General features: G+C 44.0%; 17 protein-coding genes. 4 read left to right on the top strand and 13 right to left on the bottom strand.

What is annotated here, in order from left to right; all coding sequences use genetic code 11:
- Positions 1 to 167 precede the first annotated feature (167 nt).
- Complete coding sequence (locus tag NDI42_RS06065; protein WP_190460291.1) at positions 168 to 716, bottom strand: DUF2808 domain-containing protein; 549 nt, start codon at positions 714 to 716, stop codon at positions 168 to 170.
- A 338-nt stretch (positions 717 to 1,054) separates the two neighbouring features.
- Here NDI42_RS06065 and NDI42_RS06060 point away from each other — a divergent pair, with 338 nt between their 5' ends.
- From NDI42_RS06060 to NDI42_RS06050, 3 genes are all read left to right on the top strand, one after another.
- Positions 1,055 to 1,921 carry a hypothetical protein gene (locus NDI42_RS06060; protein ID WP_348231379.1) on the top strand — a complete coding sequence of 289 codons (867 nt, stop codon included), beginning with the start codon at positions 1,055 to 1,057 and terminating at the stop codon, positions 1,919 to 1,921.
- 122 nt (positions 1,922 to 2,043) lie between these two features.
- Positions 2,044 to 2,217: a 50S ribosomal protein L32 gene (gene rpmF / locus NDI42_RS06055; protein ID WP_190421102.1), complete on the top strand. Its 174-nt coding sequence runs from the start codon at positions 2,044 to 2,046 to the stop codon at positions 2,215 to 2,217.
- Positions 2,218 to 2,313: 96 nt separating this feature from the next.
- Complete coding sequence (locus tag NDI42_RS06050; RefSeq protein WP_190460288.1) at positions 2,314 to 2,907, top strand: sulfite oxidase-like oxidoreductase; 594 nt, start codon at positions 2,314 to 2,316, stop codon at positions 2,905 to 2,907.
- A 248-nt stretch (positions 2,908 to 3,155) separates the two neighbouring features.
- Here the strand turns inward: NDI42_RS06050 and NDI42_RS06045 are convergent, their stop codons facing one another.
- The 4 genes from NDI42_RS06045 to NDI42_RS06030 all read right to left on the bottom strand — a co-directional run bounded on the left by NDI42_RS06045 (position 3,156) and on the right by NDI42_RS06030 (position 6,827).
- Complete coding sequence (locus NDI42_RS06045; RefSeq protein WP_190460286.1) at positions 3,156 to 3,362, bottom strand: hypothetical protein; 207 nt, start codon at positions 3,360 to 3,362, stop codon at positions 3,156 to 3,158.
- A 234-nt stretch (positions 3,363 to 3,596) separates the two neighbouring features.
- A complete protein-coding gene (locus NDI42_RS06040; RefSeq protein ID WP_190460284.1) occupies positions 3,597 to 4,976 on the bottom strand; it encodes an aldehyde dehydrogenase in 1,380 nt (459 codons plus the stop codon).
- A 153-nt stretch (positions 4,977 to 5,129) separates the two neighbouring features.
- On the bottom strand, positions 5,130 to 6,269 hold the full coding sequence (locus NDI42_RS06035) for a hybrid sensor histidine kinase/response regulator (protein WP_190460282.1): 1,140 nt from the start codon (positions 6,267 to 6,269) through the stop codon (positions 5,130 to 5,132).
- Positions 6,270 to 6,533: 264 nt separating this feature from the next.
- Positions 6,534 to 6,827, bottom strand: a complete 294-nt coding sequence (locus tag NDI42_RS06030) for a hypothetical protein (protein ID WP_190460280.1) — start codon at positions 6,825 to 6,827, stop codon at positions 6,534 to 6,536.
- Positions 6,828 to 6,966: 139 nt separating this feature from the next.
- On the opposite strand from NDI42_RS06030, the gene NDI42_RS06025 reads away from it, so the two are divergent.
- The gene (locus tag NDI42_RS06025) at positions 6,967 to 7,398 is read left to right on the top strand and encodes a hypothetical protein (RefSeq protein ID WP_190460278.1); all 432 of its coding nucleotides are present in this window, start codon (positions 6,967 to 6,969) and stop codon (positions 7,396 to 7,398) included.
- 52 nt (positions 7,399 to 7,450) lie between these two features.
- On the opposite strand, the gene ureC is transcribed toward NDI42_RS06025, so the two are convergent.
- The 8 genes from ureC to NDI42_RS05985 all read right to left on the bottom strand — a co-directional run bounded on the left by ureC (position 7,451) and on the right by NDI42_RS05985 (position 16,210).
- A complete protein-coding gene (gene ureC, locus NDI42_RS06020) occupies positions 7,451 to 9,181 on the bottom strand; it encodes an urease subunit alpha (RefSeq protein ID WP_190460276.1) in 1,731 nt (576 codons plus the stop codon).
- 105 nt (positions 9,182 to 9,286) lie between these two features.
- On the bottom strand, positions 9,287 to 9,592 hold the full coding sequence (locus NDI42_RS06015) for an urease subunit beta (RefSeq protein ID WP_190460274.1): 306 nt from the start codon (positions 9,590 to 9,592) through the stop codon (positions 9,287 to 9,289).
- A gap of 38 nt (positions 9,593 to 9,630) precedes the next feature.
- Positions 9,631 to 11,322: a CHASE3 domain-containing protein gene (locus NDI42_RS06010; RefSeq protein ID WP_242017873.1), complete on the bottom strand. Its 1,692-nt coding sequence runs from the start codon at positions 11,320 to 11,322 to the stop codon at positions 9,631 to 9,633.
- Between the two features lie 631 nt (positions 11,323 to 11,953).
- Entirely contained in the window at positions 11,954 to 12,736 is a 783-nt protein-coding gene (locus tag NDI42_RS06005) for a class I SAM-dependent methyltransferase (RefSeq protein ID WP_190460272.1), read from the bottom strand.
- 9 nt (positions 12,737 to 12,745) lie between these two features.
- Positions 12,746 to 13,048 (bottom strand): urease subunit gamma, encoded by a 303-nt coding sequence (ureA, locus tag NDI42_RS06000; protein ID WP_190460270.1) that lies wholly within the window; start codon positions 13,046 to 13,048, stop codon positions 12,746 to 12,748.
- 48 nt (positions 13,049 to 13,096) lie between these two features.
- The gene (locus NDI42_RS05995; RefSeq protein ID WP_190460268.1) at positions 13,097 to 13,921 is read right to left on the bottom strand and encodes an urease accessory protein UreD; all 825 of its coding nucleotides are present in this window, start codon (positions 13,919 to 13,921) and stop codon (positions 13,097 to 13,099) included.
- A gap of 34 nt (positions 13,922 to 13,955) precedes the next feature.
- Positions 13,956 to 16,067, bottom strand: a complete 2,112-nt coding sequence (locus NDI42_RS05990; RefSeq protein WP_199311475.1) for an ATP-binding protein — start codon at positions 16,065 to 16,067, stop codon at positions 13,956 to 13,958.
- The gene (locus NDI42_RS05985) at positions 16,028 to 16,210 is read right to left on the bottom strand and encodes a hypothetical protein (RefSeq protein ID WP_348231378.1); all 183 of its coding nucleotides are present in this window, start codon (positions 16,208 to 16,210) and stop codon (positions 16,028 to 16,030) included. Before NDI42_RS05985 ends, NDI42_RS05990 begins: the two co-directional genes overlap by 40 nt.
- Positions 16,211 to 16,385 lie beyond the last annotated feature (175 nt).

Genomic DNA, 16,385 nt, shown 5'->3' with positions numbered 1-16,385 from the left:
GCATTAACCGCTTGCAATTTTACCCATTTTATGCAGGTAATTCAAACAGCTACATTGCCAATAAGAGCGTATCCGGAAAATAGGGCAATTGGTTTTAAAAGCTACATTTTGAGAGTTTTGTTAGTGAAATCTGCTTTTGAAGCGATCGCAAAGAGGACAGTTTTCTTCTAGAAGGGCGGATAAAAGTGCAAGCGTCCGACACCCAAATCTAAACCATAAGCTTTCTCGCCGGCTGGAAAAGCTGTAACTCGGAAGAGGTAGACACCGCTAGTCCAGGGGTTGCGTACTGGATCGAGTCCAACAGTAACAGTCTTACCCGGAGGTACTGGGGGAGCGAAGGTGACAGTAATAGTGCCTGTTTTGTTGTCCTTTGTCACTGCTTTGAGTCTTAGCTTCTCACCTTTACGTTCAGGGGTGCCTTCAAATGCCACGCTATCTTTGAGTTGAAATCGGATGTCATCAAATCCTTGATTTTGAGCGATCGCAATCCGTTGAAGCGGTTCACCAGCATTTTCTGGTAAGCCGACAGTGAAATAATAGGTAGCTCCCCACACATTAACAGTTTCAAAAGTGGTGGAAGCATTAACCAGGCGAGGCGACTTGTCAAAAGAAACTGTTCCATCCGCCAGTCGGATTGCGACAGCCGAGGGATTGGCAATTCCCCAGATGCTTGCTGCTACAGCTAGGGTGGAGCCGAAAAGAAATGAAAGGCGCATTGCTTCAAGATCAACGACAAGAAGTGTTGTTATTTTAATGAAAGCGATCGCTTTCCCGGTAAAATCTCTCTACAGTCTGGAGTAGTTCTCCGCCACGATAGAGGTAAATTGCATTTTTGTAAGGCATTATCTTTAGTAAGAATAACGCTTAAAGTTGGCGATTTCACGCTGTGAGTAAAAAGTAGGTGGCGATTGTGGGCGAATCTATCTCTTTTAATTTCAAGGCTCTACCAAGAATCGAGTTTAAGGTCAAAAGATCCCAGAAGTCTTTTGCACACCGATTCCTTGCACCGTTGAGTTTAGTTGGTATCTTGGGTTGTACGGGAGTAACGTGGTTAGTGTCAAGCGCTCTTGCACCCCAGATTGCCCAAGCTTACACCGCTCGTATTGACCTTCGCATGGTCGGTCAGCCAAACGAAACCTACGAAGGCTTGATTCGCCGAGCCGAGGCGGTGGCGAGAGCCGCAGCACAGCGTAGCTTTGACCGGGACATCTTAGTAACAGATGTTGCGGTGATGATTATGGGGCAAAATCAAGGTGCGATCGCGCCAATTCTGGCTCTTAAAGTCAATCGCGGCGCATGGAGAAGCCGCCCTGATGTCTCTCGTTGGGCAACTTACTTTCCCAGTACCAAAGCTTTACTCGGCTTTAGAGATGATGTAATACCAGATCCCCAACCAGCACCCGCAGCCGCACCCCAACAAGCACCAGCAGCCGCGCCAACAGCAGCACCACGGGCAACTCCCCCAACAACTATAACTCCAGGTAACGTTAGAGATATCCCACGACCACCGGCTGGAGGTACTCCACGAAACCAGGCACCAGGAGCTGCTCCTGGTACTGGGCAAACCCCAGGTGGAGCGGGTGCTGGAGGTACTCCACGAAACCAGGCACCCGGAACTGCCCCCGCAGCTGCTCCCGGTACTGGACAAACCCCAGGCGGAGCGGGTGCTGGAGGCACTCCACAAAACCAGGCACCCGGAACTGCCCCCGCAGCTGCTCCTGGTACTGGACAAAGCCCAGGTGGAACAGGTGCCAACGCGCCGACACTTCCTTCCGCTCCAACGCTTCCAGGGGGAAATACGAACAATCCTAATCCCACAGAGAATATTCCTAATCCCACAGAGAATATTCCTAATCCCACAGAGAATATTCCTAATCCTGCCACGCCAGCACCTGCGACAGGAACGAATGGACAACGGTAATTACAGAATGAAGTTGTCGTTGCCCAATTGGTTTCCAGCAAACTTGAGAGGTTAACTAGATTGCACTTGTCAAGGAATCTTCTACAATGGGAAGGCTGTAACCGATTGCCTCATTAACAATCATGGCTGTTCCAAAGAAGAAAACGTCAAAATCCAAGCGCGATAAGCGCAAAGCTACCTGGAAGCACAAGGCGACGATTCAGGCTCAGAAAGCCCTCTCGTTGGGCAAGTCAATTCTGAGCGGGCGTTCTAAGTTCGTGTATCCGACACAAGAAGAAGAAGCCGAAGAAGAATAATTCGACCTGCTGGGATGTCCGAGCGCCTTTGGGCGCTATTTTTTTAGCTGTTGTGCATAGTAGATATAGTACCTAAAACGCTTTTCTACTTGACTCATGCTAGGAAAATTTTTCAAAAAACCAGAATCGCCAGATAGCGATCGCACTCCTCCGGGTCAATATCTGACAAAAGGCTTCCCAGTGCTAACTTACGGCAATACTCCCCGCGTCAATGCTGATACCTGGCAATTTCGCGTCTGGGGTTTGGCAAAAGAAAAAACTTTCAGTTGGGCAGACTTTATGGCTATGCCCCAACATGACTTTACTGCTGATTTCCACTGCGTTACTCGCTGGTCTAAACTCGATGTGCAGTGGACTGGCGTTAAGGTTACAGACTTTATGAAGCTGGTGGAGGTTGACCCGAAAGCTGCCTATATCATGGAACACTGCTATGGCGGCTACACCACCAATATCTCTATGGACGACTTTGTGCGGGAAGAAAACTTTTTTGCTCACACCCTATTTGGAGAACCATTACCTGCCGAACATGGTGGCCCGATGCGGCTTGTTGTCCCTCACATCTATGCCTGGAAAAGCGCTAAATGGATTAATGGTTTGGAATTTCTCAGTCAGGAAGAGTTGGGTTTTTGGGAGCGGAATGGCTACCATCGCCGGGGGGAGCCGTGGGCGGAAGAGAGATATAGCTATTAAGCCCTTGGTGATTAGTCATTAGTTAGAGGCGAAGGGCTAGAAACTAAAAAGCGCACTTCGTGCCACTTCCTTAACATAACTTCAGCCTTGCGTTATATAAATAAAGCCTGCTTCAAGCAGGCTTTATTTATGTTGGCACACGATCCGAACTTTTTTTGCTCGCCCTTGAATAAGCTCTAACGCGCAGGGTGCGCCAACAGTCGCCGGGTATGTTCGCTCACTGAGTAGAGACGTTACAGATAACCTCTCTACGCAAGCTTTTTTGCCGTACTCATTAATTGTCGTGACTCTTGCTTGACAAATCCAGCTATTGCTGCGCGCTGCAATTTTGTCAAAGCTTCTATGTCTTCTAAGTCATAGTCAATAGCTAAAAGCTGCCGCAGTTGGTCTTCGGCTTCAATTGTCAAACAGCCATTTTGAATCACTCGTTTAACTACTTCACAGATTTGGGTCATAGAATCTACCTTTTGGGCGTTATAAGTAGTATTCAGTCTGGCTGTATAACTTCTGGTGATGCTTCGGCTGGAAATTTGTGATGTTCTATGGGAAACTTTCGTGATGGAGTGGTTACTTTTTGAGTGAGCTAAATCACAACTTGTCTGCTGTCAGCAGTCAGCAAGGAGTTGTCAGGTTATAACAATCCAACCTGACAACTTGAGAACTCTCAAACGCCAACGGACAACGGATAACTATTTAATCAGCGACTTGAGTAACTTGAGCTTGCCAAGGTAGGGAGCGTATCTTAACTTCACGTCCACCAAAAAAGATTTGTTGAGAACGCTTTTTTGATGGGAAAATGTATCAAAACCTGCTTTGCCGTGATAACGACCGATACCGCTCTCCCCGACACCGCCAAATGGTAAATCTAGGACAGCAAGGTGCATGACTGTATCATTGATGCAGGCACCTCCTGATGATGTCTGGTGTAAGACTCTCTGTTGCTTTTGTTTATCTGTTGAGAAGAAGTAGAGGGCTAGAGGTTTGGGTTTGGCGTTGACAAGCGCGATCGCTTCCGATAATTCTGTATATTCGATTACTGGTAAAATGGGGCCAAAAATTTCTTCTTGCATCACTGCATCTTGCCAGTCAACCCCTTCGATCAGTGTGGGAGCAATGTATTTCTCAGATGGATTTGTATATCCACCAATTACAATTTCCCCGTTGTCTAAAAATTTGCAAAGACGATTAAAGTGTTTTTGATTAATAATTCTGGCATAATCAGGACTTTTTTCCGGGTTCTCTCCATAAAATTCGCTAATACATTTTTTAATTTGCTCTAATAAATCTTTTTTAATTTTTCTATCTACTAAAAGGTAATCTGGAGCTACACAGGTTTGACCTGCATTCATAAACTTACCCCAAACTATTCTTCTAGCTGTATATTCCAGGTGAGTTTTTGCATCAACAATACAAGGAGTTTTTCCACCTAGTTCTAGCGTTACTGGTGTCAAATGTTTTGCCGCCGCCGCCATGACAATTCTTCCAATTTCACCGCTACCCGTGAAGAAGATATGGTCAAATTTTTCTTCTAGTAGCTGCTGACTGGTGTCTACGCCGCCTTCAACTACAGCAACAAACTCTGGATTAAAGTATTTTAGGATAATTTCAGCTAGCAGATGGGATGTGTTTAGGGAAATTTCGGAAGGTTTTAAAATTGCACAATTCCCAGATGCGATCGCTGCTACTAAAGGAGCAATTACCAGTTGAAATGGATAGTTCCAGGGGCCAATGATCAGAACCACGCCCAAAGGCTCAGAATATATCTTTGCTGTGGATAAAAACTGGGTAATTGGTGCCTTTATTTTTTTTGGCTTTGTCCAGTTATTAATATTTTTTAGAACATTATTTATTTCTTCTAAGCAAAATGCTATCTCCAAGCCATAAGCTTCAAATTCTGGTTTGTTTAAGTCAGATTGCAAAGCCTTCAATATAGCTTCTTTATTATCTACAATCGCTTTCTTTAATAGTTTTAATTGCCCAATCCGAAAAGATATATCTTTGGTTTTACCTGTCCCAAAAAAATTGCGCTGTTTATCTATGACATCACTAAATTTTGGTACTTTTAGCATTTTGGTTTCTTGTAGTTGATTTTATATTTTTGATTTTAGTTACTATAAAATCAATAGGGCTAACGCTTACGCGCTGGCTATAGCAACAGTATAAGCCATGCGATCGCCAACGGAGGCGAAGAAACTCCTTTGCCCCCGCAATAGGCTCTCATGTCAGTGTTGAACAGGAAGGCGAATCCTAAATAAACTACCTTTCCCCAACTCTGATTTAACCTCAATTGCACCTTGATGAGCTTCCACAATCCGACGAGATAAATGTAGCCCTAAACCACTACCGGAACGCTTGTGGTTTCCTTGACGAAATCGCTCAAATAATACTGCTTGGTCTTCTGCTGGGATACCAGGGCCAGTGTCTTGGACTTCCATAATGAGGGAAGGAGTATCGGAGTCAACAATGTTAGTATCTGGCACCATTCGGACAACGACTGAGCCTTTATCTGTAAACTTGATGGCATTTCCAATTAAGTTGGTAAAAACTCGGTGAAGTTCCAGGCGATCTCCTACCACTTTGCTATTAAGTTTATTATGAGCGTCCTTATCTCCTACATCTAGCACCAAAGACAAATTTTTTTCCCCAGCTAAGGGAGTAAGTTCTTCAATAACTTCCTGAAGCAGTTGCTTTAGATCAATGGGGGAAAAAGTCAGGGTCTTACGACCTGCTTCATAGCGATAAACTTCTAGCAAGGTGTTGACCATTGCCAGTAAGTTGCGGTTGCTACGAGCCATTGTAACGACTGCTTCCTGCATCCCTGGCGCGAGTTCTCCCAATGCTCCTTGCTGAAATAAAGCCAGCATCCTCTCAGCTGCGACTATCGGTGTCCGCAAGTCATGGGTGAGCCAGGAGACAAAATCTTCTCGCTGACGAGCAATTTGGTCGCGTTCGTCTACACTGTGTTTTAGCCGCAGTAGCGATCGCACCCGTGCCAGCAATTCATCTACTTGCACTGGTTTACGAATAAAATCATCTGCGCCTGTATCTAATCCCTCTACGACACTGGCGTGATCGTGAGCGGTGATTAGTAAAATCGGAATAAACGGCAACTTAGTATTGTCTCGTACTCGTTTGGTGACTTCATAGCCATCCATCCCTGGCATCATCACGTCCAACAATACTAAGTCTGGTGGGCCTTGTTCGATTTCAGCTAGGGCAGAACGACCATTCTCCGCTAATGTAATTTGATATCCCTCTTCTTCCAGAATGGTTTGAACGAGAAACAAATTATCCGGAGAATCATCCACAACTAGAATACGGTCAGTTTTAGAGGCTTGAGTGATACTCGAATGATTCTTCATGAAACGGTAGGTTTACAACAAAACTTATCAAAAATTCAATCTTCTCAAATTTTCAGCTATCAAGTATCATTCTTTACGCCTAAGGTATCATTTTGCCTCATTCCCAGGAAGGATTCTTAAGAATCCGTTTAACCAAGTAGTCTGAGCTTTTTTAGCTTTTACCTAAAGACTGTAATAGATTAGTAATTTTTACTACCGTGACATAGCTGAAAAGCTTACGTATGTTTGATGAAGCAACATGGGATTCACAGGTTCCCACCTATGCTATGAACTGGGGACTGGGAAACAGAGTAATGCAACTTTTTTCTCTTCTTCCTCACCAATTATCAATCTCCAGTAAATTTTTCTGAGTCCTATACATCTGGCTGTTAACTGGGAAAAAGCCGCCAAACGATGCTGTATTTCCAATTCTATAAAGATAAAACTCGAAGAATACAATCTTTTGCCCTCTGGGGATTTCAATTTTCGTGAACTGTAGATTGTCATCAGTTTTGTAAAAGTTGTTTGAAAAGCGATTGCAACCATCAGCGGCAAATAAGTTTCTCTGCCATCTTGCATAATTCCCAGTAAGTAGCTAAGTATTAATATGCCTTATTCGGCTTGACACATCCGCCAAATTAAATCTGTATATAACTATCGATAGATTGACAGCATAACTCGGTGTTGTAGATTTAAGCAAAATTCAAAGTTAATCTGTATGGGTCGATCTGCTTCTCCATCAAGCCCAACCATCGGCAACAAAAAAGCTCCAAATCGCCGTCCTTCCCCCAAAGGCCCTGTAAAACTTGTAACGGGCATCTACTTTTCTGTGCTTATTTGTACCACGATTGGGTTAGTAATGCTTAGCAGCGGTAGAATGACTATTGGTGGCGTTCCGTTACCGATTGTTATCAGCTTTTTGAACGATCAAACTGCGCGAGATGCTTACTTTTCAGGGAAAAAAACTAAACTCCACGATCGCCTTGATGATATGGGCATTGAAGAACAAATAAAAAACTTTTATCGCCCCCAGATTCCTGACGAAGCAAAGCTAGACCAGCACATTCACCAAATTCTTTATGAACGCACTGGCTATGTGGGTGAACAATATCGTGTAAACGCACAAGGGTTTTTGGTATTGAAAGATTGATCGGTTGTCTTGGCGCTTGACCATTGGGTGACAACGCACAACAGACAAAAAATCAAAATAAAAAGTAGCGTTGCGCTAAGGGTAGGATGGTTGCGGGTTCGCAAGTGAGTAATTCTCCATCGGCTCTAACTTCGTAGGTTTCAGGGTCTACTTCTATACGAGGGAGAGCATCATTAAGCTTCATGTCCCGCTTGCTCAATTGCCGCGTACCACTTACCGCAACTGCTGGCTTTTGTAAACCAAGTTGAGTGGGGATGTTTTTTTCTAAGGCAGCTTGGGAAATAAAGGTGAGGGAGGTAGCAGCGATCGCACCCCCAAAACTGGCAAACATCGGACGCATATGCACTGGTTGCGGGGTGGGGATACTAGCATTGGCATCTCCCATCTGCGAGTATGCGATCGCTCCCCCTTTAATCACCATCTCTGGTTTCACACCAAAAAATGCTGGTCGCCAGAGGCACAAATCAGCCAGTTTCCCCACTTCTACTGAACCGACGTGCTGAGAAATTCCGTGAGCGATCGCCGGGTTTATAGTGTACTTTGCTACATATCTCTTTGCCCGAAAATTATCTGCCCTTTCTTGAGCTTCTCCTTGTAGAAGGGGGGTTGGAGAGAGGTTTCCCCGCTGTACTTTCATCTTGTGCGCCGTCTGCCATGTGCGAATAATCACCTCACCCACTCGTCCCATCGCCTGTGAATCTGAGGCAATCATGCTAAATGCGCCTAAATCGTGCAGAATATCCTCAGCCGCAATCGTCTCGCGCCGAATTCGGGACTCGGCAAAGGCGACATCTTCGGGAATGCTTGGATCGAGGTGATGGCAGACCATCAGCATATCTAGGTGTTCATTTAGGGTGTTGACGGTGTAAGGACGTGTAGGATTGGTGGAAGAAGGTAGTACGTTGGCTTCGCCGCAAACTTTGATGATGTCCGGGGCGTGACCTCCCCCAGCTCCTTCCGTGTGGTATGTGTGGATAACGCGATTTTTAAAAGCATTGATGGTAGTTTCCACAAAACCAGCTTCGTTTAAGGTGTCAGTATGAATTGCTACTTGTACATCATATTCATCAGCAACGCTTAAGCAGGTATCAATTGTTGCTGGTGTGGTTCCCCAGTCTTCGTGCAGCTTCAAGCCCATCGCTCCCGCTAAAACTTGCTCTACCAATCCTTCCGGCTGGCTGCTGTTCCCTTTGCCCAAGAAACCCAGGTTAATTGGAAAGGCATCGGCGGCTTGTAACATCCTGTAAATGTTCCAGGGGCCAGGGGTGCAGGTGGTAGCATTTGTACCCGTAGCGGGGCCAGTACCGCCGCCGATCATGGTGGTGATGCCGGATGCGATCGCTACCTCAATTTGTTGCGGACAAATAAAGTGAATGTGGCTGTCAATTCCGCCAGCCGTGAGAATCATCCCCTCGCCAGCAAGTGCTTCGGTTCCGGGGCCAATAATAATATCTATGTTGTCTTGAATATAGGGATTTCCCGCTTTACCAATTTTGAAAATTCGCCCGTCTTTAATGCCAATATCGGCTTTAACAATTCCCCACCAATCTAGAATTAAGGCGTTGGTTATTACTAAATCTACAGCACCAGCAGCGTTAGAAATTGGGGATTGTCCCATCCCGTCTCTGATAACTTTGCCGCCGCCAAATTTCACTTCATCCCCGTAGGTGGTGAAGTCTTGTTCGACTTCGATAAATAATTCTGTGTCAGCGAGACGAACGCGATCGCCTACTGTGGGGCCAAAGGTTTCGGCGTAGGCGCGGCGATCCATGCGGTAACTCATGCTTCACTCCTTTTATTTTTAACACAAAGGTACAAGGGAGGTTAACGCAAAGGTACGCGGAGTTTCTTACCGATATCTTTGGCGTTACGAAAGCGTTTTATAAGTTTATAGCGAACCGTTGATTCTGGCATTGAAGCCGTAGACTTGACGGCTACCTGCAAAGGGTACTAATTCTACTTCTTTTTCATCTCCTGGTTCAAAGCGTACTGCTGTCCCGGCTGGGATATTAAGCCGCATTCCTTTGGTTTGTTCTCTATCAAATTCTAAGGCTTCATTTACTTCAAAAAAGTGATAATGGGAACCAATTTGAATCGGGCGATCGCCTGAATTAGCAATTATTACTCTGAAGGTGGGACGGCCTGCATTGAGTTCAATTTCTCCGTCTTGTACAATGATTTCACCTGGAATCATATTAAACTCCAATCACTTAAGGTTTTTTATTTGCAAAGCTACATGGACGACGTTTGTAAATGATGTAACGAGCTAATATCGTCAACAGATAAATTTGCCGGAGGTGTCACTGGGATTTCAATCCAGAATTCTGTACCTTGTCCAGGTTTGCTAAAACACTTTAGCTCCCCGCCATGCTTATTTACCACAATTTGGTAGCTAGTGGATAGCCCCAATCCCACCCCCTGTCCTACTGCTTTGGTTGTGAAAAACGGGTCAAATATGCGTCCTCTAATCTCTTCTGGTATTCCAGGCCCATTATCAATAATCCGAATCGCTACGCGATCGCCATCAGGGTCTCTATTAGCCTGATTCAATTGTGTATGAATCACGATTCGCCTGGGATGCTGCTTCATTTGGTCTGGGGAAAACTCCACCTCGTATTGCTCAACAGCATCAATCGCATTACTTAAAATATTCATAAACGCTTGGTTTAAGTATCCGGCGTAACACTCTACAAAGGGGAGTGTGCCATACTCTTTAACAATTTCAATAGAGGGACGCGAGGCGGTAGCGTTCAAACGATGCTGCAAAATTAGTAGGGTGCTGTCAATGCCTTGGTGGATATCAACAACTCTCCGAATAGTTTCATTTCGCCGGGAGAAGCTTTGCAATGACAAAACGATTTGTCGGATACGATTAGCACCAACTTTCATTGATATGAGAATTTTGGGTAAATCCTCGGCAAGGAATTCTAAATCAATTGCCTCTGCCAGCTCGATAATCTCAGGATTTGATTGGTCATAATAGCGCTGGTAGAGTTCCAAAAGGTCGAGTAAATCTTGGGTGTATTGAGCGACGTGGGATAAATTGCCGTGAATAAATGTAACTGGGTTGTTGATTTCATGAGCAACGCCTGCAATCATTTGACCGAGGCTGGACATCTTTTCTGTCTGAATTAGTTGGTCGGTTTGAAGCAGTCGAGCTTGAGCCTCTTGTAGTTCTTGCAAAGTTATATTAAGCTGTTCGGCTTGGTTTTGAGATGCGATCGCTCGTTCGCGTAAATCAGCTTCCCGAAATTTTAGTTCTCGATCGAGACGGTCAAACAGAAAAGCTGCTGTAATTGCGCCAATAATGCCAATGATGGCGGATAAACCCAGTGTCATCTGAGTGAGGCTCTGCTGGCGCTTTAAAAGCTGGTTGCGTTCTTTTAGCAGACGCTCTTCCTCTTCCTGAAAAATACTGATTTGCCGACGAGTCTCATCCATTAAGGATTTGCCTTGGAAAAGCAAGTTCTTCAGGGTAGATGGGGAGGTTGTTTCATCGTTGATAGCGTTAAGAGTGTTCTTTAACATCTCCATCCGTTGCTGCGCCTGAATTTCAATCTTCTGGAGTCGTTGACGCTGCTCTTTATACTTAACGCGATCGCTTAGTTTGTCCAATGATTTAGGAATAGTTGCGATCGCTGCTGAATAAGGTTCTAAAAATTCCGGCTGACGAGTGAGACTGTATCCTCGAATACCTGTTTCTGCATCCACCAAAGCATTGAGCAGGCGATGAGTTTCAAAACGTATCTGCTGCGCTTGTTGGACATGGTAATGAGCCTGCACTGTATTCTTTTGCAGCCATGACAACGGGCCAAGCGAAAAAAGCAGACAGCTCACGGGAATAGCCAGGATGATAGTTCCTCGGCAGCGAATTGGCAAATTGAGCCAGACAGAGCGCAACCCTCTAATTAGAAAAAAATTCATGGGTAATTATTCCGGTGCAGTATTCGATACGTAAAGAACAATACAAAAAATTGCCTTCCCTATTAGAAACTTTCCTAGCACCCTGCACAGATGTAACGCTAGAAGATTTCTAGCAAATAGGTATTATATGTGTTCTGACTAATTTAGTTTAGCGGTGAATGTTGCTTATGCGTTTACCCTATGTATCATTTCTGTAACACTTTTATCAGATATTCCTCCGTCAGCAGATTATTCCGGATTTTTTTCAAATCTCTGGGGTGAGAGCATTACTCGTATTTGCTACGCTTATTTCTACCGTCTCATAAGGCGCATTAATTTCCATTTACCCTTTTTTTACAAATATTCCCCTTGAAATCGCGTCAATTTACTATAGCAAGGCTAATTTATTTGTTAGCAATAACTTCTAAAAAACAGTTCTTAAATAATATGAAATTCAAGACAAAGCATTACCCCTGAAACGGTTCCAGTTTATGTCTACAAAAGTCAGTTGATTACCCCCTTTTCAGCAGGTTGGAGGTATGTTATGCGTAGACATCACAAAGGTGAATTTAACTAATATAATTTACTGAAAAATAGCTGGCATGTTTTTTTTGCTCAAACGCCACGCCCTCAACTTACCGCTACAAATTTTCTATATCGGTTTTTGAGCAGAAAGCATCATATGCGAACTCGTTAATTTTTCGCTTTTTCTAGCCTTGTAACTGTTATAAGTTTGGATATTTTTAAAACCTGTCTTTTGAACAAAATACAGCAACTCAGAAGGTTGAATTATGGCAAACTTACTAACTTCAACAAGGTCAACTATTTCTTCAGGATTGTCGTTAAAAATGTTAAACGTTTCTTCTTCTATATCATTGCTGAAAATATCTTCAGCAATAAAAATGCTATTATGAAAGTCTATAGAGTGATTCACGACTAGTTGAATTTTTTTGCCGTTGACAGTTGTTGTCCTCTTAATTTGTGGTTTAAAATTCTTAAGAATCCACAAAAAATTAGCCATAGCCAGGAACATAATACCCCCAGGTTTCAGCGATTGAAACATTCGCTGTAAGGCATCAATTCTGTCTTCAAGCTTTAGCAAGTAGTAAAAAGGGCCATTAATGGCGGCAATAATATCGAATTTTTTTTCTGCATCAATATCACCAAATCCACCAGGCTGTACGGTTACGTTTTCCCAAGATTCTGCTACTTGAGTAGCTTGGAAAAAATAATCTGGATCGGGTTCCATTCCTGTTGTTTCCCAGCCTAATTTGGCAAACTCAGGCAGCATTCGGCCTGGGCCACAGCCGATATCTAGAATTTGTGGCGGATTTGATACATTATAGGAAACAGCTAGCCATTGCAGAAACTCAACTATGGGAGCCGGATCTGTATAGTAGAAGGCTGAATATAAATCGCTTCTTAAATTACTCACAGACACCTTCTAAGAAATTGGATTGTGAACTGTAACCAGTTTTGTGCCATCAGGAAATGTTGCTTCCACCTGCACTTCATGCACCATTTCTGATACACCTTCCATCACATCTTCTCGCGTTAGCAGCGTTGTGCCATAACTCATTAAATCTGCAACAGTGCGTCCATCTCTGGCACCTTCCAAAATTGCCGCAGAAATATAGGCAATAGCTTCCGGATAATTCAACTTTAAGCCTCTTTCCTTGCGGCGTTCTGCTAACAAGGCAGCCGTAAAAATCAATAACTTGTCCTTTTCCTGTGGCGTGAGTTGCATTAATTTCCCTCAAACTCCTCTGCGTTCTCTATGCCTGAAGTGGTTCGTTCAAATCTGCCAAACTCTAGGTATACAGGCAGGACGTTCGCTAAAAGATAGACGCAGCAAATGCCAGATGTCTGTAAACCATTTTCGCACCTGGGCGGTAGAACTACCACGATAGCGACACAATAATCCAAGCGGTAGCCGGGTGACACCTGCTTGGTGGGGTTGTCCTTGCCACAAGTTTCGCGCCTTTTCTACAATTTCCGATGACACCGATTGTCCCACCCAAGCGAGACTGGCGACAACTGGCTGTCCTGCCAAGCCGTGAGGACTGTTGAAGATTTCTTCGCTTGCGGGTAGCCAAAGCCGTTCGATCCAGAGGGGGTGTCCTTGCTGCCAGATTTCGGTATGCGATCGCCACTCTCCAGAGCAAAATCTTTCTCCCCTAGCACTGCGACCAAACCGCGTAATCTCCCAACCGAGCCAGGTTGCTCCTAGAGCTAATTCTACTCTCAAGTCTTGTCGATAAATCGCACCATCAAAAATAATAGTTTCCTGCGGTAGCCACTCCACACCAGCACCAGCATTTACCTCAATTTCAATATTTTGTCTTGCCTGTAGCCCATTACTGCGATAAATTTTACCTGCGGCTGCTGTGGTGATTAAGGTTCGTGCATTGTCTTCGAGGTGCAAGTTGATGGATAAGCGATCGCCTCCCACAACTCCCCCAGCTGTATGCAAAATCACACTATGACAAACCTCTTCTCCTTCAGGATAAAACGGTCGCTGCACCTTCAGGGGCGCTTGATGTTGAGAGTGGATTAGCTGGGTAGTACCTCCCCGTTGAGCGTACACTAAGTTAAGTTTGCCATGCCATCCAGCGTTCATTGTTAATTGCTGATTGCTGATAGATTTAATATTATCAACTGTATTGTTTAATTTCCTGCGGTAACTCAATTACTACTTCTGTTCCCTGTCCTGGTTCAGAAATTATTTTAATTTTTCCTTGATGCTGTTCGATAATCTCATAGGAAACCGTTAATCCTAAACCTACGCCTTTGCCAACAGGTTTTGTTGTGAAGAATGGGTCAAACACCTTCGACTGAATTTTTAAAGGAATACCAGAACCGTTATCTTTGATTGTAATTAAGATTTGGTTTCTTTCCCCAACTTCCGTATTAATAGTAATTTGTTTATTAGGGTGGGGTTTGAGATTTTTTAATTCATCAATGGCATTGACAAGGATATTCATAAAGACCTGATTTAGCTGCGCCGGATAACATTCCACTAATGGCAAGTTACCGTATTGCTTAATCACTTCAATATTGAGACTGTCGCCTTCTATGCTGTCGCCTGAAGAATGTAAGCGATGCTGCAAAATCAGCAATGTGTTATCAATTCCCTCGTGAATATTAACACGCTTGATACCGGATTGGTCGAGGCGGGAGAAGTTTTGCAAGCACTGGACAATCTCCCGAACTCGGTCAGCGCCTGACCTCATTGAACCTATTACTTTAGGCAGATCGGTGGTTAAAAAATCCAGATCAATTGCTTCTGTATGTTCTTTAATTTCCGGATCTGGGTAGCGTTTTTCGTATAGGTTTATGAGTTCAAGTAACTCTTCTGTGTAACCATTGACATAAACTAGGTTGGCGTAGATAAAATTAATAGGATTGTTAAACTCGTGAGCAATTCCCGCAACTAATTGACCTAAACCAGACATTTTTTCAGTTTGAATCAGTTGAGATTGTGCTGTTTTTAACTGAGATAAGGCTTGGCTCAATTGTTCAGCTTTGATAGTTAATTCCTTGTTAAGATGCTCTAGTCGATCCTGAGTTTGCTGCAATTGGTAATTCTTTTTCCAAAGCTCGTGCGTTCGCTTATGCACTCGGTCTTCTAATGTTTGACGCGCTTGCTCTAGTTCCTGAGTGCGTTCTGCAACTCGATGCTCTAGGTTGTCAATTAGAGTTTTGAGCGCTTGGGCCATTTCTTGATAGGCATTAGCAAGTTGACTGAGTTCTCCACCTGCATGAATACCGGGAATTGGGGAACTCAAATCGCCAGCAGCTAGGGTTTTGCTACGTTCTGCTAGTTGGATAATCGGTTGGCCGATTTGTTTGTAAAGTAGATGCGCGATCGCTACTGAAAGCATAATAGCTAAAACCAACCCAACCGCGATCGCGCGGCTGAGGTTGATGGATGCTTGATTAAAATACTTGGAGACAATCTGAATTTTGGCAATTGCTATAGGTTTATCTCCCGAAGTGATGGGAGCATAAATTGTATTCAAACCAGACCCCGGTTCAATTCGATAAACTGGTTCGCCTTTTTTAATTTGCGGTAATACCTGCGACTTTAAATTAGTCGTTTCCCAAGAGTCGATGTTGGCTTGGGCATAGCTAGAAACTAGCGGCTTACCATCTAAAGAAATGATTTTTAGCTTAGTAGTTGGTTGGGAGAAATTGAGAAATTTACGCAACCACACTTCATCTAAATTCTGACCCAAAATCAAAGTTCCGGGTGATTTACCTGTAGCGTCGCTGCGGTAGATGGGCGCTACTGATAGCAGCAACATTTGATTCGATCTAGTATCAATCAATTCCGCCTCAAACTTGCCAGTTGTGGTTAAGGCTCTGACTCGTTCAACCACAGTAGGAATCCGCAAAGCGTCACCCCGCTCTCCCAAAACCTCTCCAGAACTACTAATCACTTCCACCGCATCTACATCGGTAGACAGCAGGAGTTGATCTGATACCTCTTTTTTGATCCAATTCCGATCTTTCTGCCTAATGGCATTAAACAGATCGCTCCAAAGCGCATAGCCTGAGGATAAATTTTGTAACCCTTTCTCAGTAGCAGCTGTGTATCCGCGAAAGGCTAATACTTGATCGTCGAGCCTGGTTTTTTCTAAGTCAACAAGCGGCTGCTGCACAAATCGCCACGCCACAGCACTCAGGAACATGACTGGCAGTAATGATGCTCCAAAGGTAAAAATTAGCAGCTTTGGTTTAAGCTTTTGCAGCCGCTGTAACATTTTCGATTTAACTGGGTGCCGCGTGATGTCGCACGAGGGGTAATATCTTTGAAGGCTTTCCACAGTTTAGCTTCTGTAGGGGTGAAGTGGTTATAGCATTTTAACGAACGATGGCGATCGCTGATTCCTCGATTGTGAACCATCTTGTTTCTCTATGCCATACTAGGTAAAATTTTTCGGCCAATACTCTTGAGTATCCGGATTTCCTAATACCAACTCAAGGTTTAGCCAAAAAATATTCTTATTAAGGTTTCAAAAATACTGGGACTATGGCTCCCTGCAAACTAACTTTAACCGAAAATCCTTTTTCTATTAAAC

The sequence above is a fragment of the Funiculus sociatus GB2-C1 genome (assembly GCF_039962115.1).
In the GTDB taxonomy this organism is placed as follows: Bacteria; Cyanobacteriota; Cyanobacteriia; order Cyanobacteriales; family FACHB-T130; genus Funiculus; species Funiculus sociatus.
This window is presented reverse-complemented; position numbering and strand designations above follow the sequence as displayed.